Source organism: Mycobacterium sp. 1245801.1 (genome assembly GCF_001673055.1).
Lineage (GTDB): Bacteria > Actinomycetota > Actinomycetes > Mycobacteriales > Mycobacteriaceae > Mycobacterium > Mycobacterium europaeum_A.
Genome location: NZ_LZKY01000273.1, coordinates 1 through 21906 on the forward strand (window position 1 = coordinate 1; position 21906 = coordinate 21906).

Annotated in this window: 19 protein-coding genes; 9 read left to right on the top strand and 10 right to left on the bottom strand. The window is 68.0% G+C overall.

Annotated features, from left to right (window positions below):
* The 4 genes from A5622_RS17670 to A5622_RS17685 form a co-directional block, all read right to left on the bottom strand.
* The coding region (locus A5622_RS17670; protein ID WP_232002996.1) for a lytic transglycosylase domain-containing protein at window positions 1-1342 on the bottom strand (1342 nt) is incomplete at its 3' end.
* Between the two features lie 107 nt (window positions 1343-1449).
* Entirely contained in the window at window positions 1450-1992 is a 543-nt protein-coding gene (locus A5622_RS17675; RefSeq protein ID WP_066871640.1) for a DUF1003 domain-containing protein, read from the bottom strand.
* Window positions 1989-3296, bottom strand: a complete 1308-nt coding sequence (locus A5622_RS17680) for a magnesium transporter MgtE N-terminal domain-containing protein (RefSeq protein ID WP_066871637.1) — start codon at window positions 3294-3296, stop codon at window positions 1989-1991. The genes A5622_RS17675 and A5622_RS17680 overlap by 4 nt, the downstream gene beginning before the upstream one ends.
* A gap of 62 nt (window positions 3297-3358) precedes the next feature.
* Window positions 3359-3961, bottom strand: a complete 603-nt coding sequence (locus A5622_RS17685; RefSeq protein WP_066880301.1) for a DUF4190 domain-containing protein — start codon at window positions 3959-3961, stop codon at window positions 3359-3361.
* Between the two features lie 234 nt (window positions 3962-4195).
* Here A5622_RS17685 and A5622_RS17690 point away from each other — a divergent pair, with 234 nt between their 5' ends.
* The 6 genes from A5622_RS17690 (at window position 4196) to A5622_RS17715 (ending at window position 9697) form a co-directional block, all read left to right on the top strand.
* A complete protein-coding gene (locus A5622_RS17690; RefSeq protein ID WP_066880302.1) occupies window positions 4196-4720 on the top strand; it encodes a general stress protein in 525 nt (174 codons plus the stop codon).
* 24 nt (window positions 4721-4744) lie between these two features.
* Window positions 4745-6157: an extracellular solute-binding protein gene (locus A5622_RS17695; RefSeq protein WP_066880351.1), complete on the top strand. Its 1413-nt coding sequence runs from the start codon at window positions 4745-4747 to the stop codon at window positions 6155-6157.
* Window positions 6158-6267: 110 nt separating this feature from the next.
* Complete coding sequence (locus tag A5622_RS17700) at window positions 6268-7089, top strand: carbohydrate ABC transporter permease (RefSeq protein WP_197505125.1); 822 nt, start codon at window positions 6268-6270, stop codon at window positions 7087-7089.
* A 16-nt stretch (window positions 7090-7105) separates the two neighbouring features.
* Window positions 7106-7930 carry a carbohydrate ABC transporter permease gene (locus A5622_RS17705; protein ID WP_197505124.1) on the top strand — a complete coding sequence of 275 codons (825 nt, stop codon included), beginning with the start codon at window positions 7106-7108 and terminating at the stop codon, window positions 7928-7930.
* A gap of 4 nt (window positions 7931-7934) precedes the next feature.
* Window positions 7935-9113, top strand: a complete 1179-nt coding sequence (locus A5622_RS17710) for an ABC transporter ATP-binding protein (protein ID WP_066880307.1) — start codon at window positions 7935-7937, stop codon at window positions 9111-9113.
* Window positions 9110-9697, top strand: coding sequence for a suppressor of fused domain protein (locus tag A5622_RS17715; RefSeq protein WP_066880309.1), 588 nt, complete (start codon window positions 9110-9112; stop codon window positions 9695-9697). The genes A5622_RS17710 and A5622_RS17715 overlap by 4 nt, the downstream gene beginning before the upstream one ends.
* Before the next feature lie 82 nt (window positions 9698-9779).
* On the opposite strand, the gene A5622_RS17720 is transcribed toward A5622_RS17715, so the two are convergent.
* Both A5622_RS17720 and corA read right to left on the bottom strand, forming a co-directional pair.
* A complete protein-coding gene (locus A5622_RS17720) occupies window positions 9780-10673 on the bottom strand; it encodes a hypothetical protein (protein WP_066880311.1) in 894 nt (297 codons plus the stop codon).
* A gap of 137 nt (window positions 10674-10810) precedes the next feature.
* Window positions 10811-11911: a magnesium/cobalt transporter CorA gene (gene corA, locus A5622_RS17725; protein WP_066880313.1), complete on the bottom strand. Its 1101-nt coding sequence runs from the start codon at window positions 11909-11911 to the stop codon at window positions 10811-10813.
* 191 nt (window positions 11912-12102) lie between these two features.
* Between corA and A5622_RS17730 the strand changes: the two genes are divergently transcribed.
* The 3 genes from A5622_RS17730 to A5622_RS17740 all read left to right on the top strand — a co-directional run bounded on the left by A5622_RS17730 (window position 12103) and on the right by A5622_RS17740 (window position 15251).
* Window positions 12103-13092: a malate dehydrogenase gene (locus A5622_RS17730; protein WP_066880315.1), complete on the top strand. Its 990-nt coding sequence runs from the start codon at window positions 12103-12105 to the stop codon at window positions 13090-13092.
* A gap of 84 nt (window positions 13093-13176) precedes the next feature.
* Window positions 13177-14385, top strand: a complete 1209-nt coding sequence (locus A5622_RS17735; protein ID WP_066873271.1) for an NADP-dependent malic enzyme — start codon at window positions 13177-13179, stop codon at window positions 14383-14385.
* Window positions 14382-15251, top strand: a complete 870-nt coding sequence (locus A5622_RS17740; RefSeq protein WP_066873267.1) for a glycine betaine ABC transporter substrate-binding protein — start codon at window positions 14382-14384, stop codon at window positions 15249-15251. The genes A5622_RS17735 and A5622_RS17740 overlap by 4 nt, the downstream gene beginning before the upstream one ends.
* A gap of 60 nt (window positions 15252-15311) precedes the next feature.
* On the opposite strand, the gene A5622_RS17745 is transcribed toward A5622_RS17740, so the two are convergent.
* From A5622_RS17745 to A5622_RS17760, 4 genes are all read right to left on the bottom strand, one after another.
* Window positions 15312-16163, bottom strand: a complete 852-nt coding sequence (locus A5622_RS17745; protein WP_066880318.1) for an SDR family oxidoreductase — start codon at window positions 16161-16163, stop codon at window positions 15312-15314.
* Between the two features lie 108 nt (window positions 16164-16271).
* A complete protein-coding gene (locus A5622_RS17750; protein ID WP_066880320.1) occupies window positions 16272-17099 on the bottom strand; it encodes an SDR family oxidoreductase in 828 nt (275 codons plus the stop codon).
* 83 nt (window positions 17100-17182) lie between these two features.
* Window positions 17183-20893, bottom strand: a complete 3711-nt coding sequence (locus A5622_RS17755) for a multifunctional oxoglutarate decarboxylase/oxoglutarate dehydrogenase thiamine pyrophosphate-binding subunit/dihydrolipoyllysine-residue succinyltransferase subunit (RefSeq protein WP_066880322.1) — start codon at window positions 20891-20893, stop codon at window positions 17183-17185.
* 223 nt (window positions 20894-21116) lie between these two features.
* A complete protein-coding gene (locus tag A5622_RS17760) occupies window positions 21117-21896 on the bottom strand; it encodes a hypothetical protein (RefSeq protein ID WP_066880324.1) in 780 nt (259 codons plus the stop codon).
* Between the last annotated feature and the right edge of the window lie 10 nt (window positions 21897-21906).

Sequence of the window (21906 nt, forward strand, 5' to 3'; positions counted from 1 at the left end):
TCGCAGGCCGCATCGGCGCCCAAGCCCGCCGGCCCGTCGGGCGCGGCCCCCGGCGCACCCAAGCCCAAGCCGGCGGGGGACCGGCTTCCGGGGGCGGCGCCCCGAACGGCGGATTGGCGACCGGCTGCGGGGGTGCGAACGGCTGCGGCGGCGCGACCGGCTGCGGCGGCGCGACCGGCTGTGGCGCCCCGAACGGCGGGGGCGGCGCACCGAACGGCGGCGGCGGACCCACGGCCGGTGAGCTCTGCGAGCTGATGCAGATCACCGTGCACCCGGGAACCTGGGCCGGCGCCTGCGCAGGCGTGGGCGTCATCCACGGGAACATCGGCTGGGGACTGCCCAGCGCCGGGCTGCTCAGGTCGATCAACGGGACACGGGCCAGCGGGTCGTCCAGCGGCAGGCCGTTGACGTTCATCGGCAGGTTGGGCCCGAGCCCTTCGGGGTGCTCGAGGTGTGCGTCGCCCAGCGGCGGCGGCGGCCCGGTCATCGGCGGCAGGTCGACTGGCACGACGCCCGTGGCGTAGGCCGCCGCCCAGCCCAACACGTTCTGCGCGTAGGGCATCGAGTTGTTGTAGCGCAGGATCGCGGTCAACACCTGCGACTGATCACGCAGGTTGAGCCCGCCGCTGCACAGGTATCGGGCGGCCGCCAGCGTCGCGTCGAAGATGTTCTGCGGATCCGCCACGCCGTCGCCCTTGCCGTCGGAGGCGTAGCGCGCCCAGGTGCCCGGCAGGAACTGCATGGGCCCCATCGCGCGGGCATAGGTGACGCGGTTTCCGGCGCTGCTCTGGATGATCGTTTCGTTGCCGGGCAGCGTGCCGTCCAGGGACGGGCCGTAGATCGGGCTGATCGCGGTGCCGCGGGCGTCCACCGCGCCGCCGCCCGCGTGTCCCGACTCGATGCGCCCGATGCCGGCCAACAGATTCCAGCTGACGCCACAGCCCGGGGCGGCGACGGCCATCTTCTGCTCCGCGCTGCGGTAGGCGGCCAGCGCGATGCTCGGAATGCCAAGGGCGCCAGGCGCATTCACGATCATCGCCGGCGGCGGAGCCGACAAGGCTGGCTCGGCGACGTGAAAGAGCGTGGGGCCGCGGTCGATTGAGACGACGGCGGGGCCGGTGAGGTCGGGGAAGGTCGGGGACACCGCGGCCACCGGGGTGACGGCGGCGTGCACCGGGGGCATTCGCATGGGAAGCGATGGAGCCGTTGCGCTGACCGCCCCCGCGAAGACCAATGGAGTAATCATTGCCACGCCGAAAATCGGCTTGCGCGTGTTCCGAAGTGCTCGCTGCCGCACAGTCGCGGCGGCGGGGCTTTCACCCCGGCTTCCCCCTATGCGCACTCGACCGTCCTAGTTATGTGAGCTGGGTCCACTTTCTGTTAGCTCGGTGAACCAGATCACCATACATAACTCTTGTGACACGAGTGGCGCAATGGTGCAAACGGTTCTCACCTGGATTTCTTAGCCGTTCGCTCCAATCCGTCGCCGCCCTGAACCGGGTCGGCATCCGCGGCGTCCGGCTGCAGATTTGCCAGCAGTTCGCGCAGGTCATCGAGCTCGTGGCGCAGGTATTCGCGCGTCACCACCTCGCCCACGGCCAGCCGCACCGCGGCCAGTTCGCGGGCCAGGTATTCGGTGTCGGCCTTGGTCTGCGCCGCGCGACGGCGGTCGTCCTCGAGCGCCACGCGGTCCCGGTTCTCCTGGCGGTTCTGGGCCAGCAGGATCAGCGGTGCCGCGTAGGCCGCCTGGGTGGAGAAGGCCAGGTTCAACAGGATGAACGGGTAGGGATCCCAGCGCAGCCCCACCGCGAACAGGTTCAGCGCGATCCACACGAAAACCACGATCGTCTGCAGCAGCAAATACCGGCCGGTGCCGAAGAAGCGGGCGATCGACTCGGTGAACTGTCCGACGGTTTCGGGATCCAGCCGCGGCGAGTACCTGCGCGATGTCCGCGGGGTGTAGAGCCCCCGCGGAGCCGTGGACTTGCTCACGCGGATCCTCCCAGTCCTTCGAGACGGCCGGCGGTGTCGAGGTCCTGCATGTCCACCCGCCAGTCGTGCGGCAGCAGGTGATCGAGCAGGTCGTCGACGGTGACCGCGCCCACCAGGTGGTTCTGGTCGTCGACCACGGGCCCGCACACCAGGTTGTAGGCGGCGAGGTAGCGGGTCACCGCGACCAGCGGTGTCTCCGGCGTCAGCGTCAGCAGGTCGCTGTCGACGATCCCGCCGACCAGCTCGGCCGGCGGCTCGCGCAGCAGCCGCTGCAGCGCCACACATCCCAGGTAGCGCCCGGTCGGGGTGGCCGTGGGCGGACGCACCACGAACACCATGGACGACAGCGCGGCGGACAGGTCGGGATCGCGGACGCGGGCCAGCGCCTCGGCGACCGCGGTGTCCGGGGTCAGCACCACCGGGTTCGACGTCATCAGTCCGCCGGCGGTGTCGGGTGAGTGGGTGAGCAGCCGTCGCACCGTGGCGGAATCCCCGGGATCCATCCGGGTCAGCAGCATTTCGGCGTCGGTCGGATTCAGCACGCCCAGCAGGTCGGCGGCGTCGTCGGGATCCATCTCCTCGAGCACGTCGGCGGATCGCTCGGTGCCCAGCTGCGACAGCACGTCGGCCTGATCCACCTCGGGCAGCTCCTGCAGGATGTCGGCCAGCCTGTCGTCGTTGAGCGCCTTGAGCACCTCGTAGCGGCGCTTGGCCGGCAGCCCGCGGATGGCATCGGCGACGTCGACCGGTTTGCGGCCCTCGAACTGATCCAGCAGCTGTGCCACGCCCTGGCCCGGCAACGCCAGGGCCGACGGGGTCAAGCCCTGCACGTTGTGCCAGTCGACGACGTGCACCGGGCCACGCCGCCCCAGCCGGCGCTGGCTGCGCACGGCGACCCGGCTCACCATCCAGTCCCGGGTCCGGGTCTGCTCGATGCCCAGATCGGTGACCACCACGTCCAACCCCGCCAGCTCGGGCAGTTCGGGGTCGTTGACCTTGACGGCGGTGTCGAGCACCTGGCCGATAGCCAGCACCTCGCCGGGTCGCTGCTCGAAATGGCGCAAGGACACGTTGCCGGTGCTCAGCGTCACCGCGTTGGGCTCAATGGAGGCGACCCGCAGGATCGGGATGAAGATGCTGCGCCGTGTGGCCAGGTCGACGACCAACCCCAGGACGCGCGGTTGCTGGCGCACGATGCTGATGCTGATGACGACATCGCGCACCCGGCCGACGGATTCCCCGAGCGGGCCCAGCACCAACATGCGCGACAGCCGCGCGACGTACACCCTATTGACCGATCCCATGGAAGTAGAGCCTAGGCAGCCGCGGGTCCGATGGCAGACAGCCCGGCTCCGGCGCGCTGGCGCTAATGCGTGCGTATCGCGAAGAGCACGACCACAAAAGTGACGAGGAGCATGGCGATTCCGATGACGATGCCGGCGACCGCCAGGCCGAAGCCGTCCTGACGGGTCCGCTTGATCTGATCCAGCGCGATCGCGCCCAGCACCATGGCCACGATCGAGCCTACGCAGCACAGCAGGCCGGTGAAAGAGGCGATGAGCGACGCGATCGCCAGCGGGTTCGTCCCGGGCTGCGCTGCCGCAGGTCCATAGCCTCCCTGGTAATCCGGAGTCGGGTAGTAGCCGCCCGGATATGCGGGCGGCCCGTAGGTGGGCGGGCCGCCCACGGACGCGGGCGGATAGGCCGGACCGGCATAACCGGGCGGTTGCTCGTAGCCCGGCGGGGGCGGAACGGGCGGCGGGTAGGACGGCGCGTACCCGGACGAATAGTCGGGGGGGTAGCCCGGCCCCGGATAGGGGGGTGGCGCCGCTTCGGGAGGCGGCGGCGCGGCGGGCGGCTCCCAGGGCGCGGTCGGGTCCGGCTGCTCGTGGCGCCCGGCGCCGGCCGGCGCCGAGCCGGCCTCGTCGTCGTGGGCGCCCTCGCCGAAGCCACCGCCGGGAGCTGTCATGGTGTTCAACCTAACCCATGCGCTCAGGCCAAGTGCCGCCGCGAATCGCTGCCGGACGTACGCGGGCGCCGCACCGGTTTCGGGGCGGGCCGGAGCGAAATCCTGGGGCCGGCGTGACGCCTGGGTCGCGTCGGCGCCGCCGAAGACACGGCGTCTCCGCAGGTGGCCAAAGGTCGATAGGGTGAAGAAGCCCTGAGATGAAACCCTGGCCGAGGCGGAGGACAATGAGCGGCGATGACTAATCCTTTCCAGCCTGGGCAGGTTCCCGGCGCGACGCCTGCGGGCGCGGCGGGGCGCCGCGGGGCGCCCGGCCTCCCGACGCCGCCGCGGGGCTGGCCGGTGGGCTCCTATCCCACTTATGCCGAGGCGCAGCGCGCCGTGGACTACCTGTCCGACCAGCAGTTCCCCGTGCAGCAGGTGACCATCGTCGGTGTCGACCTGATGCAGGTGGAGCGGGTCACCGGCAGGCTGACATGGCCGAAGGTGCTCGGCGGCGGGGTGCTCAGTGGGGCATGGTTGGGGTTGTTCATCGGGCTGGTGCTGGGCTTCTTCAGTCCCAATCCGTGGGGAGCGCTGGCCACGGGTCTGGTCGCCGGCGTGTTCTTCGGGTTGATCACCTCCGCCGTTCCGTATTCGATGGCCCGCGGCACCAGGGATTTCAGCTCGACCATGCAGCTGGTAGCCGGGCGCTACGACGTGCTCTGTGATCCGCAGAACGCAGAGAAGGCGCGGGATCTGTTGGCGCGCTTGGCGATCTGAGCCGCGCCCGAGAGGTGTGAATTGGTGGTGATTCGTCGCGGGCGCGTGCGCCGGGTAGGCGCGTTCGCGCTGGCGACGGCGATCATCGCCGCGGCGGTATCGGCCTGCGGTTCCGGTGGCCATGGCTTGGTGATCAGCTTCTACACCACGGCCGCCGACGGGGCGACCTTCACGACGGTGGCCCAGGACTGCACTAGGCAATTCAACGGTCGCTTCGCCATCCAGCAGATCAGTCTGCCCCGGGCCCCCGGCGAACAGCGTCTGCAGCTGGCGCGTCGGCTGACCGGTCGCGACCGCACGCTGGACGTGATGTCGCTGGACGTGGTGTGGACCGCCGAGTTCGCCGAAGCGGGCTGGGCGCTGCCGCTGTCCGACGATCCCGAGGGACGCGCCGAGTCCGACGCCACGGTCGACACCCTGCCGGGTCCGCTGGCGACGGCGCGTTGGCAAGGCAAACTGTACGGCGCCCCCGTCACCACCAATACCGAATTGCTCTGGTACCGGCCAGATCTGGTGTCTCAGCCACCGCGAACCTGGGACGGCATGGTGTCCGAGGCCACCAGGCTGCATGCCGCTGGGCAGCCCAGCTGGATCGGCGTGCAGGCCAACGAGGGCGAAGGCCTGGTGGTCTGGTTCAACACGCTGTTGGCGAGCGGCGGCGGCCAGGTGCTCTCCGAGGACGGTCGCCGGGTCACGCTGACCGACACGCCCGCGCACCGGGCGGCCACCGTGACCGCGCTGCGCGTCCTCAAGTCGGTGGCCGTCGCGCCCGGAGCGGATCCGTCGATCAGCCGGACCGACGAGAGCACCGCGCGCCTGGCGGTCGAACAGGGCCGGGCCGCGCTCGCCGTCAACTGGCCCTACGCGCTGGCGTCCATGCTGGAGAACGCGGTGAAGGGCGGGGTGCCGTTCCTGCCGCTCAACCGGAACCCGATGCTGGCCGGCAGCATCAACGACACCGGCGCCTTCGTGCCCGATGACGAGCAGTTCCGCATCGCGTACCAGGCCAGCCAACAAGTGTTCGGGTTCGCCCCGTATCCCGGTGTGGCGCCCGGCCGCCCGGCCAAGGTGACGATCGGCGGGGCCAACCTGGCGGTGGCCAGCACCTCGCGTCACCGTGCCGAAGCCTTCGAAGCCATCCGCTGCCTGCGCAATCTGGCCCACCAGAAGTATGTTTCGCTCGAAGGCGGGCTGCCGCCGGTGCGCGCGTCGCTGTATTCCGACTCGCAATTTCAGGCGAAATACCCGATGTACACCATCATTCGCCGCCAGCTCACCGATGCCGCGGTGCGCCCGGCGACGCCGGTCTACCAGGGGGTGGCTATTCGGCTCGCCGCGACGCTGAGCCCGATCAACCAGATCGATCCCGAGCGGACCGCCGACGAGCTCAGCACGCAGGTGCAGAAGGCGATCGACGGGAAGGGGCTGCTGCCGTGACGGCCACGGTCTCCGAAACCCGCACCGCGCCAACGACATCGGTCCTACCACGGTGGCGCCGCCGGCCGGCGGAACGGAGGTTGGCGTTTCTTCTGGTCGCCCCCGCGGCGATGCTGATGCTGTTGGTGACGGCGTATCCGATCGGCTACGCCGTGTGGTTGAGCTTGCAGCGCAACAACCTTGCCGTCCCCAACGACACGGCGTTCGTCGGGCTGAACAATTACGTGACCATCCTGACCGATCGCTATTGGTGGACGGCACTGGCGGTGACGCTGGGCATCACGGTGGTCTCGGTCTGCCTCGAATTCGTGCTGGGGTTGGCGCTCGCGCTGGTCATGCACCGCACCATGGTCGGCAAGGGCCTGGTGCGCACCGCGGTCCTGATCCCGTACGGCATCGTCACCGCGGTCGCGTCCTACAGCTGGTATTACGCGTGGACGCCGGGCACCGGTTATCTGGCCAACCTGCTACCGCAAGGCAGCGCACCGCTGACCGAACAGGTTCCGTCGCTGGGGATCGTCGTGGTCGCCGAGGTATGGAAGACAACACCTTTCATGTCGTTGCTGTTGCTGGCCGGTTTGGCGCTGGTCCCGGAGGATCTGCTGAAAGCCGCCCAGGTCGACGGCGCCGGCGCGTGGCGGCGGCTGACACGAGTCACCCTGCCGATCATCAAGCCGGCGGTGGTGGTCGCGCTGTTGTTCCGGACCCTGGACGCGTTCCGCATTTTCGACAACATCTACGTGATCACCAACGGCGCCAACAACACCGGATCGGTGTCGATGCTGGGTTACGACAACCTGTTCAAGGGCTTCAACCTCGGGCTCGGATCGGCGATCAGCGTGCTGATCTTTTTGTGCGTGGGCGTCATCGCGTTGGTGTTCATCAAAGTGTTCGGTGCGGCGGCGCCCGGGGGTGATGTCGATGGCCGCTGATCGGGCGGGATTGTCGATCGGTGCGCGGCGCACCGCGCTCTGGGCCGTCGTCGACACCCTGGTAGGGGTGTATGCGCTGCTGCCCGTGCTGTGGATCTTCAGCCTGTCGCTGAAGCCGAGCTCGACGATCAAGGACGGCAAGCTGATTCCGTCGTCGATATCGCTGGACAACTATCGCGGCATCTTTCGCGGTGACTTCTTCAGTTCGGCGCTGATCAACTCCGTGGGGATCGCCCTGATCACCACCGCAATCGCCGTGGTGCTCGGCGCCATGGCGGCGTATGCGATTGCCCGGCTGGACTTTCCGGGCAAGCGACTGCTGGTGGGCGCCACCCTGTTGATCACCATGTTTCCCGCCATCTCGCTGGTGACGCCGTTGTTCAACATCGAACGCTTCGTCGGCTTGTTCGACACCTGGCCGGGCCTGATCCTGCCGTACATCACCTTCGGGCTGCCGCTCGCGATCTACACGCTGTCGGCGTTCTTCCGGGAGATCCCTTGGGATCTGGAGAAGGCGGCGAAAATGGACGGTGCGACACCGGCTCAGGCGTTCCGCAAGGTGATCGTGCCGCTGGCCGCACCCGGCGTGGTGACGGCGGCGATCCTGGTGTTCATCTTCGCCTGGAACGATCTGCTGCTGGCGTTGACGCTGACCGCCACCAAGGCGGCCATCACCGCCCCGGTGGCGATCGTGAACTTCAGCGGCAGTTCGCAGTTCGAGGAACCGACCGGATCGATCGCGGCGGGCGCCGTCGTGATCACCGTCCCCATCATCGCTTTTGTTCTAATCTTCCAACGACGAATCGTCGCCGGGCTGACCTCTGGCGCTGTGAAGGGATAACTCGATGGCCGAGATTGTGCTGGAGCATGTCAGCAAGAGTTACCCGGACGGCGCGACGGCGGTGCACGACCTGAACCTGACCATCGCCGACGGCGAATTCCTGATCCTGGTGGGCCCTTCGGGCTGTGGCAAGACGACCACCTTGAATATGATTGCCGGGCTTGAGGACATCTCATCCGGCGAGCTGCGCATCGGCGGTGAACGGGTGAACGAGAAGGCGCCCAAAGACCGCGATATCGCGATGGTGTTCCAGTCGTACGCGCTGTACCCGCACATGACGGTGCGGCAGAACATCGCCTTTCCGTTGACGCTGGCCAAGATGAAGAAGCCCGAGATCGCCCAGAAGGTCGAGGAGACGGCGAAAACCCTTGATCTGACCGGACTTCTGGATCGCAAGCCCTCACAGTTGTCGGGTGGGCAACGCCAACGGGTGGCGATGGGCCGCGCCATCGTGCGCCATCCCAAGGCGTTTCTGATGGACGAGCCACTGTCGAACCTGGACGCGAAACTGCGGGTGCAGATGCGCGGCGAGATCGCCAGGTTGCAGAAACGGCTGGGCACCACGACCGTCTACGTCACCCACGACCAGACCGAGGCCATGACGCTGGGCGATCGCGTGGTGGTGATGCATTCCGGTGTCGCGCAACAGATCGGCACGCCCGACGAGCTGTACGAGCAGCCCGCCAACCTGTTCGTCGCCGGCTTCATCGGTTCACCGGCGATGAACTTCTTTCCGGCCACGCTGTCGCCCGTCGGGCTCAAACTGCCGTTCGGCGAGGTGATGCTGACAGCGGAGGTCCAGGAGGTGATCGCCCAGCATCCGCGGCCCGCGAACGTCATCGTCGGCGTGCGGCCCGAGCATCTGTCCGACTCCGCGTTGATCGACGGCTACCAGCGCATCAGGGCGCTGACCTTCGAGGTGAAGGTCGACCTGGTGGAGTCGCTGGGCGCGGACAAGTACGTCTACTTCTCCACCGCGGCGTGGGCGGCGCACTCGGCCCAGCTGGACGAGCTGGCCGCCGAATCGGACGCTCACGAAAACCAGTTCGTGGCAAGGGTTCCCGCCGAATCCGCCGCGGCCATCGGGCAGTCGATCGAATTGGCAATGGACACCACCAAGCTGGCGGTCTTCGATGCGGACACCGGGGCCAACCTGACCATCGCGCCGGCCGGGGCACCGTGACACAGGATCAGGTGCGCGCGCATCTGCGGGCGCACTTCACCGACGCCGAGCCCGACGCGGCGAGTGTGACGTTTCTGGGCACCGAGACCATCGAGGTGCTGCGTTTCCGCGAGCCGGACACGACGGTGCACTACGTCACCCTGGGCTGCTCACGCCACCCGATGACCGAACCGACGCTGGACATCGCCGACCCGTTGCGCGGTCCGCGCGCCGAAATCGTGCTCCAATTGCGCGGTCCCGGCCCGATCACCGGCATCGCGCGCAGTCTGGCAGTCCTGGCCGCGGCGCCGGCCGTCGACGGTGTGGTGCTGTGCGCGGACGCGCTGGTCGATCTCGGTTCGCCGCTGTGGGCGTCCCCGTCGGCGCGGGTGCCGTTTACCGCGGTGCTGCTGGGCCGCAGCGAGATTGGCGATCTGGCGCTGGACCCGCCCCGTGACCCCGTGCAGTTCCTGTCGGCGACACCCATCACCGCGACCGAGGCGGCCTGGGTGCGGCTCAAGGGCGCCGAGGCGATGCGGCAGGCGTGGGACAACGACGGCGTCGATGTGCTGGACCCGAATCGCCCCGCAGCACAACCTAACTGACTATTGCCGAGCAGACGCAAAAGCACCCGACACGCCGAAGAATTGGGTGCCTTTGCGTCTGCTCGCGACGGTCTGCGTGGACTCAGCCCGCTATGCGGGGCGTCCTCAGGTGACTGTTGATCCGCTCGACCAGGCCGACCGGATCTCTTCGGATGTCGTCAACTGTCATCGGAATACATGTCCATCCACACTCCTGCAATCGCGCGGTTTTCAGCCGGTCGTGCAGTAGGGCATCGCGGCCGACGTGCCATTCCACGCTGTCGTATTCGGCCACGACCATCGCATCTGGCCAGGCGAAATCGACACGCCACAGCTTGCCGTAGCGGTCCAGGATGGTGTGTTGCAGCTCCGGTGTGGGCAGCCCGCTGGCGATGAATACGAGTCGCGCCTCGCTCTCCATCGGTGATTCCGCGCGGCCGTCGGCATATTCGACTAGCTTGCGGACCTTCACGATTCCGCGGCGTCCCCACTGCTCGCGAATCGCCGCGGCCAGTTCCACGGCCGTACAAGCGCCGATGTGCAGGGCGGCATCAAGCGTCGCCAGGGCGCGTGGCGGCCGGAGTGCTCGGGCTACTTCGACTGCGGTCCACGCCGGCGCCGTCGCGAGGCGGCCGTTGACTTGCCGCAGCGGCGCACCGATTCGCTGATGCACCATAACCCCAGGTGACGGGCGCATCCTGACGCCTGGATCAAGGACATGGAGTCGATAGGTGCTTTCGGTGTCGAAGCCGTACAGGCCGGCAGCGGTACCTAGGCAAGCCACGACCGGCTGGCCGACTACCAGGTCGAGAGCGGCCAGCATGTCAGCCGCATCGGGTTCTCTCGCCGCATAGACCCCATGGCATACCCGAATAAGCTTGCCGGACTTCACAAGTCCGACCAAACGCCTGCGCGAGACCACGGTCAAAAGTTGGGAAGTAGTTGCCAGCCCGCCACCGTCGAAAAGCACTTTTTCGATGTCCACAGCCGTAAACATGCGCCAAGGCAAGCGATCCAAGTAGCCAGTTGCTCCGGCGATGTGAACAAACCTGTGATCCATGCGCGACGACCAGACGCAAAAACACCCGACACGCCCAAGAAATGGGTGCTTTTGCGTCTGCTCGGCGAAAAGCGCTAGAGCCAATTGTTGCGCCGGAACTGGAAATACAGTCCCACGCAGGCGACGGCCATCACGGCCATGATCGCCGGATAGCCCCACGTCCAGTTCAGTTCCGGCATGAAATGGAAGTTCATCCCGTAGATGGCGGCGACCATGGTGGGCACCGCCAAGATGCCGGCCCAGGCCGCCATCTTGCGCATGTCGTTGTTCTGCTGCATCCCGACGCGGGCCAGCGCCGCCTGGATCAGCGAGTTGAGCATGTCGTCGTAGCTGGCGATCTGGTCCGCGGCCTCGGAGTGGTGGTCGGCGACGTCGCGCAGATAGCGGCGCACCTCTTTGGAGATGACGTCCTTATTGTCCATCTGGATGCGATGGAACGCGGCCGACAGCGGATTGACGCACCGGCGCAGTTCGACCACCTCGCGCTTGAGCAGATAAATCGGCTCGACGTCGATCTTGCTGCCCGGGGCGAACGCCAGCCCCTCGATGCCGTCGATGTCGGCCAGCATCAGGCTGCTCACCTCGAGGTAGTGGTCCACCACGTGGTCGGCGATCGCGTGCATCACCGCGTAGGGGCCCAGCCGCATCTGCTCGGGATCGCAATCCATCCGCTTGCGCACCTCGGACAGGCCGCCGTGCTCGCCGTGGCGGACGGTGACCACGAAATCCCTCCCGACGAAAACCATGATCTCGCCGGTCTCGACGATCTCGCGGGCCAGCACCACCGATTCGTGGGGGACGTAGTTGACGGTCTTGAGGACCAGGAACAGGGTGTCGTCGTAGCGCTCCACCTTGGGCCGCTGATGGGCGCACACCGCATCTTCCACCGCCAGCGGGTGCAGGCCGAACACGTCGGCCACTTCCTGCATCTCGGACTGGCTGGGTTCGCGCAGTCCGACCCAGACGAATCCCTCCTGACCCTGCGTTTCGATCTCGCGCACCTTATCGAGTGCGTCCGCGTAACCGAGCTTGCCGGGCAATCGCTGGCCGTCGGCGTAGACGGCGCAGTCGACCAGCGTCTGGGTGGGCGGCTTCGGGCCCGGGACCGCCTTCGGTTGCGGTTCATGCGCGAGGGGCCGAAGCGCTTCGGGCAATGCGTCGAATCCCTGGAACACAGCCACCTCCCACCAAGCGCAGGTCCGATCAGGCGGTGCTCCATGCTACGCGTCCCGGCTGTTCAAAGCGCGACGATCAGGTGTCGGGAAAGCCCTGGTAGCGGACCGGAGATCGGCGGCCGAGCGCAGTGCGCTAGTTTCGAGCCGAAACCTCGAATCTGCACGAACTTCTCCACAAGGAGTAAATCGACGTGAGCGCAAGTCCTCTCAAGGTCGCTGTCACCGGCGCCGCCGGCCAGATCGGCTACAGCCTGTTGTTCCGCCTGGCGAGTGGCTCGTTGCTGGGCCCCGACCGCCCGATCGAGCTGCGGCTCCTTGAGATCGAGCCCGCGCTCAAGGCGCTCGAGGGCGTCGTGATGGAACTCGACGACTGCGCGTTCCCGCTGCTGTCCGGCGTGGAGATCGGCGCCGACGCCAACAAGATCTTCGACGGCGTCAACCTGGCGCTGCTGGTGGGCGCCCGGCCGCGCGGCCCGGGCATGGAGCGCAGCGACCTGCTGGAGGCCAACGGCGCGATCTTCACCGCGCAGGGCAAGGCGCTCAATTCCGTCGCCGCCGACGACGTCCGCATCGGCGTCACCGGCAACCCGGCCAACACCAACGCGCTGATCGCGCTGAGCAACGCCCCCGACATCCCCAAGGAGCGGTTCTCCGCGCTGACCCGCCTGGACCACAACCGGGCGATCTCGCAGCTGGCCAAGAAGACCGGCGCCGCGGTGACCGACATCAAGAAGGTGACCATCTGGGGCAACCACTCGGCCACCCAGTATCCCGACATCTTCCACGCCGAGGTCGGTGGCAAGAACGCGGCCGAGGTGGTCAACGACCAGAACTGGATCGAGAACGACTTCATCCCGACCGTCGCCAAGCGCGGCGCGGCGATCATCGACGCGCGCGGCGCCTCCTCGGCGGCCTCGGCGGCTTCGGCGACCGTGGACGCCGCCCGGTCCTGGCTGCTGGGCAGCCCGGAAGGGGACTGGGTCTCGATGGCGGTCTACTCCGACGGCTCCTACGACGTGCCCGAGGGGATCGTGTCGTCGTTCCCGGTGACCACCAAGGACGGCAACTGGTCGATTGTGCAGGGGCTGGAGATCGACGAGTTCTCCCGCGGCCGCATCGACAAGACCACCGCCGAGCTGGTCGACGAGCGCAGCGCCGTCACCGAGCTCAAGCTGATTTAGCCGCGATCGCGGCCGCGGCGGGCCGACGTTGCGACCCACATCACCAATTAGGCCTACTAATGGGTAGTCAGTACCCTGAAGCGCGTGTCCGAATTGCTTGAATCGATACAGACGCATGCCGAGCAGGGCGTGATCACCGATGCGGAGATCTTCGAGGCACACGTCGGCGGCAAGCTTTCGGTAGGCCTGACGTCGCCCCTGGACACCCAGCGCGCCCTCTCGATCGCCTACACGCCCGGTGTGGCGCAGGTCAGCCGCGCGATCGCCGCCGACCACACTCAGGCGGCCCGCTACACGTGGGCGAACCGGCTGGTGGCCGTGGTCAGCGACGGCAGCGCGGTGCTGGGCCTCGGTGACATCGGCCCCGCGGCGTCGCTGCCGGTGATGGAAGGCAAGTGCGCCCTGTTCCAGGCGTACGGCGGGCTGAACGCCATCCCGATCGTGCTGGACACCAAGGATCCCGACGAGATCGTGGAAACCCTGGTGCGGCTGCGCCCGACCTTCGGCGCCGTCAACCTCGAGGACATCTCCGCGCCGCGCTGCTTCGACATCGAGCGTCGCCTCATCGAGGCGCTGGACTGCCCGGTGATGCACGACGACCAGCACGGCACCGCGATCGTGGTGCTGGCCGCGCTGATGGGCGCCAGCAAGCTGCTCGGCCGCGACATGACCTCGCTGAAGGTGGCGGTCTCCGGGGCCGGTGCGGCCGGCGTCGCGTGCACCAATCTCCTGATGGTGATGGGTGTTTCGGACATCACCGTGCTCGACTCGCGCGGCATCCTGCACACCGGTCGCGACGACATGAACGACGTCAAGGTGGCGCTGGCGCAGCGCACCAACCCCGCCGGCCTGACCGGCAGCCTGGCCGAAGCCGTCCGGGGCGCCGACGTGTTCCTCGGATTGTCCGGGGGCGTGGTGCCCGAGGAGATGATCGCCACCATGGCGCCGGGCGGGATCGTGTTCGCGCTGTCCAACCCCGACCCCGAGATCCACCCGCAGATCGCGGCCAAGTACGCCTCGGTGGTGGCCACCGGCCGCAGCGATTTCCCGAATCAGATCAACAACGTGCTGGCCTTCCCCGGGGTGTTCCGCGGTGCGCTGGAGGCCGGTGCCCGGCGGATCACCGAAAAGATGATGGTCGCCGCGGCCGAGGCGATCTTCTCCGTCGTCAGCGACGACCTGGCGCTCGACCGCATCGTTCCCAGCCCGCTGGACACGCGGGTCGGGGAAGCGGTCGCCTCCGCGGTGGCGCTGGCCACGGAAGCCTCAGACACGACCGTCGCCGGGGGGTGAGAATCGGCAGGCTGGCCGTGCCGCTGCTCGCCGCCGTGGTGGCCGTGGCCGGTTGCGCAACCGACACCGGTGACCGCCGGGCCCGTGCCGAGGTGGTGGTCGGTTCCCGCCCGGACGCCGACTCGGCGCTGCTGGCCGGCGTCTACGTCGCCGCCTTGCGGTCATACGGATTCGGTGCGCGGTTCCAGGCGACCACCGACCCGAAGGCCCAATTGGATTCGGGCGCAGTCACCGTCGTGCCCGCCTTCACCGGCCGCGTGTTGCAGGCGTTGCAGCCCGGCGCGACGGCAATGTCGGACAAAGACGTCTACCGCGCGATGATCGCCGCGCTGCCCGAGGGTGTCGTGGCGGGGGACTACACGACGGCCGCGGAGGACAAGCCCGTGTTGCTGGTGAGCCAGCCGACGGCCAAGTCCTGGGGCGGCAGCGAGGTCAGCGCGGACCTGAGCACGCTGCCCCGGCACTGCGACGACCTCGTCGTCGGCGCTGTCGGCGGGCAGCCGGAACCGTCGGCGATCGGCGCCTGCCGGCTCGCCGCCCCGCGCGAATACCCGGACAAGGCAACGATGTTCGCCGCGATCAGGTCCGGCCAGCTGACCGCCGGGTGGACCACCACGGCCGACCCGGGCGTGCCCGGCGACCTGGTCGCGCTGGCCGACGGCAAGCCCGCGCTGATCCGCGCGGAGAACGTGGTGCCGCTGTATCGGCGCAACGCGTTGAGCGAACGGCAGTTGCTGGCGATCAACGAGGTGGCCGGCGTGCTGGACACCGCCGCCCTGGTCGAGATGCGCCGCCAGGTGCGCGCGGGTGCCGACCCGCAGGCGGTGGCGGGAGGCTGGCTGGCCGAGCATCCGCTCGGCCGCTGACGATCAAGGCTGACGTGCCCCGGCCCTCTCTCGCGCGTATCCACGCGCTCATCGACCGGGTCAGCGCTTCGGCAGCAACCGGGTGACGAAGTCCTTGACCCGGCTCATCACGGGGCCGCCGACCAGCCGCTCGTAGTTCGGTCCGGCGAGCCGCACCAGCAGGTCCATCGCCTTGACGTCCGGACCGACCAGCACCCGCGCCTTGTTCTTTCGCACGCCTTCGAGGATGAGCTGGGCGGCCCGCTGCGGGGTGGTCTTGGCCTGCTGCTCCTCGAACACGGTGGCCAACTCGGCATGGTCGAGGCCCTCGACGCCGGTGGCGTTGCGGGCGAACGCGGTCTTGATGCCGCCCGGGTGCACCGTCGTCACCCGCACCGGGTGCCCGGCGCGGGCCATCTCCAGATGCAGCGACTCGGTGAAGCCGCGGACGGCGAACTTGGCCGAGACGTAGGCTGCCTGGCCGGGCGCGGAGAACAGGCCCAGCGCGCTCGAGATGTTGATGACGTGCCCGTCGCCGGAGGCGATCAGGTGCGGAAGGAAGGCCTTGGTGCCGTTGACGACGCCCCAGTAGTCGACGTCGATCACCCGCTCGATGTCTTTGAACCGGCTGTCCTCGATGGAACCGATGAAGGTGATGCCGGCGTTGTTGTAGATCTGGTTGACCTGGCCGAAGTGCTCGTTGACGGCGTCGGCGTAGGCCAGGAAGGCCTCGCGTTCGGTCACGTCGAGCCGGTCCGACTTGAACGCCGCGCCGATCGCCGTCAGCTGTTCGGCGGTCTGGGCCAGCCCCTCGGTGTCGACGTCGCTGATCGCCACCTTGGCACCGGCCCGGCCCAGCTCGACCGCCAACGCCTGGCCGATACCGGAACCCGCTCCGGTGACCACGGCGACCTTGCCGGCGAACCTATCCATGCAAACTCCCTCGACCAGGGTTAACCGCTTGACGCTAATCGTTACCAGCGATGCTGACTACAGCAGGGCGAAACGGTGAATCGGCGACCCTCGACACTGAGAGATCGATCACTGCTTGGGCAGCAACCGGCCCATCACCGGGCCGAAGAGCTGCTGGTAGTACGGGCCCGCCAGCCGCACCATCACGTCCAGGAGTTTGGCGTCAGTGCCGACCAGCACCCGGGCCTTCTTCTTGCGGACCGCGTCCAGGATGATCTGGGCGGCGCGCTGCGGGCTGGTCCTGGCGAGCCGCTTGTCGAACAGCTTCGCGAGCTGCTCGGGGTCGAGCCCCTCGGCGGCCGTCGCGTTGCGCGCGATCGCGGTCTTGATGCCACCCGGGTGCACCGTGGTGACCGCCACCGGGTGGCCGGCCGCGACCATCTCCTGCCGCAGCGCCTCGGTGAAGCCCCGCACGGCGAACTTGGCCGAGTTGTAGGCCGCCTGCCCGGGCACCGAGAAGAGCCCGAACACGCTGGACACGTTGATGACGTGGCCGTCGCCAGAGGCGATCAGGTGCGGGAGGAACGCCTTGGTGCCGTTGACGACGCCCCAGAAGTCGACGTCCATCACCCGTTCGATGTCCTTGAACTGGCTGACCTCCACGTCGCCGGTGAAGGCGATGCCGGCGTTGTTGTAGATCTGGTTGACCTTGCCGAAGTGCTCCTTGACGCCGTCGGCGTAGGCCAGGAAGGCCTCGCGCTCGGTCACGTCGAGCCGATCCGACTTGAACGACGCGCCGATCGCCTTCAGCTGCTCCTCGGTCTGGCCCAGGCCGTCGAGGTCGACGTCGCTGATCGCCACTTTGGCGCCCGAGCGGGCCAGCTCCAGGGCCAGCGCCTGCCCGATACCCGAACCCGCGCCCGTCACCACCGCGACCTTGCCGGCGAACCCTTGCATGAGCACCCTTCCTTCTTTGGCACGTTTGCGTCGAGGCTAGCCGGTACCAGCGGTCCCTGATACCTGCGGGTCACCGAAGCCCGTCAGGCGAAGGCCGTGTCGAGGATCTCCTGCTGCTCGACGGCGTGCACCTTCGACGACCCCGACGACGGCGCCGACATCGCCCGGCGCGAGATGCGCTTGAGGCCGGTCAGCTTGTCGGGCAGCAGCTCGGGCAGCTCCAGCCCGAAACGCGGCCAGGCGCCCTGGTTGGCCGGCTCCTCCTGGACCCAGAAGTATTGCTGCACGTTGGGGTAGCGGTCCAGCGTTTCATTCAGCCGGCGCTTCGGCAGCGGAGCGAGTTGCTCGATCCGCACGATCGCCACGTCGTCGCGGTTGTCCTTGGCCTTGCGGGCCACCAGCTCGTAATAGAGCTTGCCGCTGGTCAGCAGGACCCGGGTGACTTTGCCGCGGTCACCGATGCCATCCTCGTAGGTCGGCTCTTCGAGCACCGAGCGGAACTTGATCTCGGTGAAGTCTCGGACGTCGCTGACCGCCGCCTTGTTGCGCAGCATCGACTTCGGGGTGAACACGATCAGCGGACGCTGCACGCCGTCGAGGGCGTGCCGGCGCAACAGGTGGAAGTAGTTGGACGGCGTCGAGGGCACCGCGATCGTCATCGACCCCTCCGCCCACAGCTGCAGGAAGCGCTCGATGCGCCCCGAGGTGTGGTCGGGACCCTGACCCTCGTGGCCGTGCGGCAGCAGCAGCACGACGTTGGACAGCTGGCCCCACTTGGCCTCGCCGGAGCTGATGAACTCGTCGATGATCGACTGCGCGCCGTTGACGAAGTCGCCGAACTGCGCCTCCCACAACACCAGGGCGTCAGGGTTGCCCACCGTGTAGCCGTACTCGAAGCCCACGGCGGCGTACTCCGACAACGGCGAGTCGTAGACCAGGAACTTGCCGCCGGTCGGGGTGCCGTCGGCGTTGGTCGCCAGCAGCTTGAGCGGCGTGAACTCGGCGCCGGTGTTGCGGTCGAAGATCACCGAGTGCCGCTGGGAGAAGGTGCCGCGGCGGGTGTCCTGCCCGGAGAGCCGCACCAGCTTGCCCTCGGCCACCAGCGAGCCCAGCGCCAGCAGTTCGCCGAAGGCCCAGTCGATCTTGCCCTCGTAGGCCATCTCGCGCCGCTTCTCCAGCACCGGCTGCACCCGCGGGTGTGCGGTGAAGCCGTCGGGCAGGGCCAGGAACGCGTCACCGATGCGGGCCAGCAGCGCCTTGTCCACCGCGGTGGCCAGCCCGGCCGGCAGCATCTGGTCCGCCTCGACCGACTCGCTGGGCTGCACGCCGTGTTTCTCCAGCTCGCGGACCTCGTTGAACACCCGCTCCAGCTGGCCCTGGTAGTCGCGCAGCGCGTCCTCGGCTTCCTTCATCGAGATGTCGCCGCGGCCGATCAGGGCTTCGGTGTAGCTCTTGCGCACCCCGCGCTTGATGTCGACGACGTCGTACATCGCCGGGTTGGTCATCGACGGGTCGTCGCCCTCGTTGTGCCCGCGCTTGCGGTAGCACAGCATGTCGATGACGACGTCCTTCTTGAACTCCTGCCGGAAATCGACGGCCAGCTTGGCCACCCACGCGCACGCTTCCGGGTCGTCGCCGTTGACGTGAAAGATCGGCGCCCCGATCATCTTCGCGACGTCGGTGCAGTACTCGCTGGACCGCGAATACTCCGGCGCGGTGGTGAAGCCGATCTGGTTGTTGGCGATGATGTGGATGGTGCCGCCGACGCGATAACCGGGCAGGTTGGCCAGGTTCAGCGTCTCGGCGACCACGCCCTGACCGGCGAACGCGGCGTCGCCGTGCAGCATCATCGGCACCACCGAGAAGGCCTTTTCGTCGCCTTGGTCCTCGGCGCCGTGGTCGAGCAGGTCCTGCTTGGCGCGCACCAGGCCCTCCAGCACCGGGTCGACGGCTTCCAGGTGCGACGGGTTGGCGGTCAGCGACACCTGAATGTCGTTGTCGCCGAACATCTGTAGGTACACGCCGGTGGCGCCCAGGTGGTACTTGACGTCGCCGGAGCCGTGCGCCTGCGCCGGGTTGAGGTTGCCCTCGAACTCGGAGAAGATCTGCGAGTACGGCTTGCCGACGATGTTGGCCAGCACGTTGAGCCGGCCCCGGTGCGGCATGCCGATGACCACCTCATCGAGGCCGTGCTCGGCGCACTGGTCGATCGCCGCGTCCATCATCGGAATGATGCTTTCCGCGCCTTCCAGCGAAAAGCGTTTCTGGCCAACATATTTGGTTTGCAGGAAGGTTTCGAAGGCCTCGGCCGCGTTCAGCTTGCTCAGGATGAACTTCTGCTCGGCCACCGTCGGCTTGACGTGCTTGGTCTCGACGCGCTGCTGCAGCCATTCCTGCTGCGAGGGTTCGAGAATGTGGGTGTATTCCACGCCGATGTGGCGGCAGTAGGCGTCGCGCAACAGACCCAGCACGTCGCGCAGTTTCTTGTATTCGCAACCGGCGAAACCGTTGACCTTGAACACCCGGTCCAGGTCCCACAGCGTCAGGCCGTGATTGAGGATCTCGAGGTCGGGGTGGCTGCGGAACCGGCTGCCGTCCAAGCGCAGCGGGTCGATGTCGGCCATCAGGTGACCGCGATTGCGGTAGGCCGCGATCAACTCCATCACCCGGGCGTTCTTGTCGACGATCGAATCCGGGTTGTCGGTGCTCCAGCGCACCGGCAGGTACGGGTTGCCCAGCTCGCGGAAGATCTCGTCCCAGAACGCATCCGACAGCAGCATCTCGTGGATGGTGCGCAGGAAGTCGCCGGACTCCGCGCCCTGGATGATGCGGTGGTCGTAGGTCGAGGTCAGGGTGATCAGCTTGCCGATGCCCAGCTCGGCGATGCGTTCCTCGCTGGCGCCCTGGAACTCGGCGGGGTACTCCATGGCGCCCACCCCGATGATGGCGCCCTGGCCGTTCATCAGCCGCGGCACCGAGTGCACGGTGCCGATGGTGCCCGGGTTGGTCAGCGAAATGGTCACGCCCGCAAAGTCTTCGGCGGTCAGCTTGCCGTCGCGGGCGCGCCGCACGATGTCTTCGTAGGCGGTGACGAACTGCGCGAACCGCATGGTTTCGCAGCCCTTGATCCCGGCGACCACCAGGGAACGCTTGCCGTCTTTGCCCTGTAGGTCGATGGCCAGGCCCAGGTTGGTGTGCGCCGGCGTCACCGCGGTGGGCTTGCCGTCGATCTCGGCGTAGTGCCGATTCATGTTGGGGAACTTCTTGATCGCCTGCACCAGCGCATAGCCCAGCAGGTGGGTGAACGAGATCTTGCCGCCGCGGGTGCGCTTGAGCTGGTTGTTGATGACGATCCGGTTGTCGATCATCAGCTTGGCGGGCACGGCGCGCACGCTGGTCGCCGTCGGCACGTCCAGCGACGCCGACATGTTCTTGACGACGGCCGCGGCGGCGCCGCGCAGCGTCTGCAGCTCGTCACCCTCCGCGGGCGGGGGAGTGGCGGCCTTGGCCGGCCGCGGCGCGACCCCATTGCCGGCGGCAGTGCTGACGGGAGGTGTGGGCTTGGCCGGCTCGGGGGACGGCGGGGCCGCCGGGGCCGGCGCCGGGGCGGCGGCCGGCGCGCCGTCACCCCTGGTCGGGGCCGTCGGCGCGGGCTCGTTGGCGGGCTCGGGGTTGTAGTCGACCAGAAACTCGTGCCAGCTCGGATCGACGGACGAGGGGTCGTCGCGGAACTTGCGGTACATCTCCTCGACCAGCCATTCGTTTTGCCCGAACGGTGAACTTATGTTGCTCACGACCGCAGTTCGCCTCAATCCTTCTTTTTCGCAGGCGCATTCCCGCGGCGCCTGCACCCTTGTCGGCCCCGGATGGCCGAACACTCATACCCATGGCGGTACCCATTGTTCCGCCCTATAAAGGCTAACCTTTCACCGCCGATCCGCCAGGCTGACCGGGGGCACCGGGTGGGGGCTAGCCCGGCCGCGCCTGCGATCGCCACGGCCGCGCTTGCGATCACGGCTAGCCGGCTTCGTGGACCGGGGGGACCAGATGCAGCGCGCGGGGCCAGCGCGCGGGCGGTGTGCCGAACGCCCGGCCGGCGTTGCGGATCATCTTCTTGCCGGCGAGGTAGTTGCCGATGGCGCCCACCACGACCCCGACCCCGACCGGCAGCAGTTTGCCGAACAGCAGGGCGCCGCGCCGCACGGTGTACTTGCGCACCCACGACTTGAGCAGCCGTGAGTTCAGCTTGGACATCGACGACAGCGGCAGGGCGGCCAGGCTCTCGGAGATCCAGCCGCCGTTGGTGCGGCCCGGGCCGACAAGCTGGGCGACGGCGTGCTTGCTGTTGTCGCCGACGAGCACCGCCAGCACCAGCGCGCGGCGTCGCTCCCGGTGATCGGCCGGGATGTCGTAGACCACCGCCGTTGCCAGCACCAGGAACGCGGTGGCCTCCAGGAAGGTCACCGTTTCGGCGGCGGCGGCGGACAGGGCGCTGATCGTGCCGATGCCGGGGATGGTCGCCGCGGCCCCCACGGCAACACCGCCTGCCGTCACGACGGCCAGGTAGCGCTTGTGCAGCTTGGCCAGGATCTCGGCCGGGCTGGCGTTGGGGTGCGCGTTGCGCAGCCGGGTCACATAAGCCTCGGCGGCCGGGCCCTGCAACCGCGAGCTTCGCTCGATGACCTGCGCCAACGCGCGCGCGGACATCTTGGGCCGACCGTTGTCGGCCCTCGGTGCCGACCCCGAGTCGGACATCGTGAAAAACCGGTTCGGCGACTTGTTCCGTCGAGCCCGCATATCGTCTCTC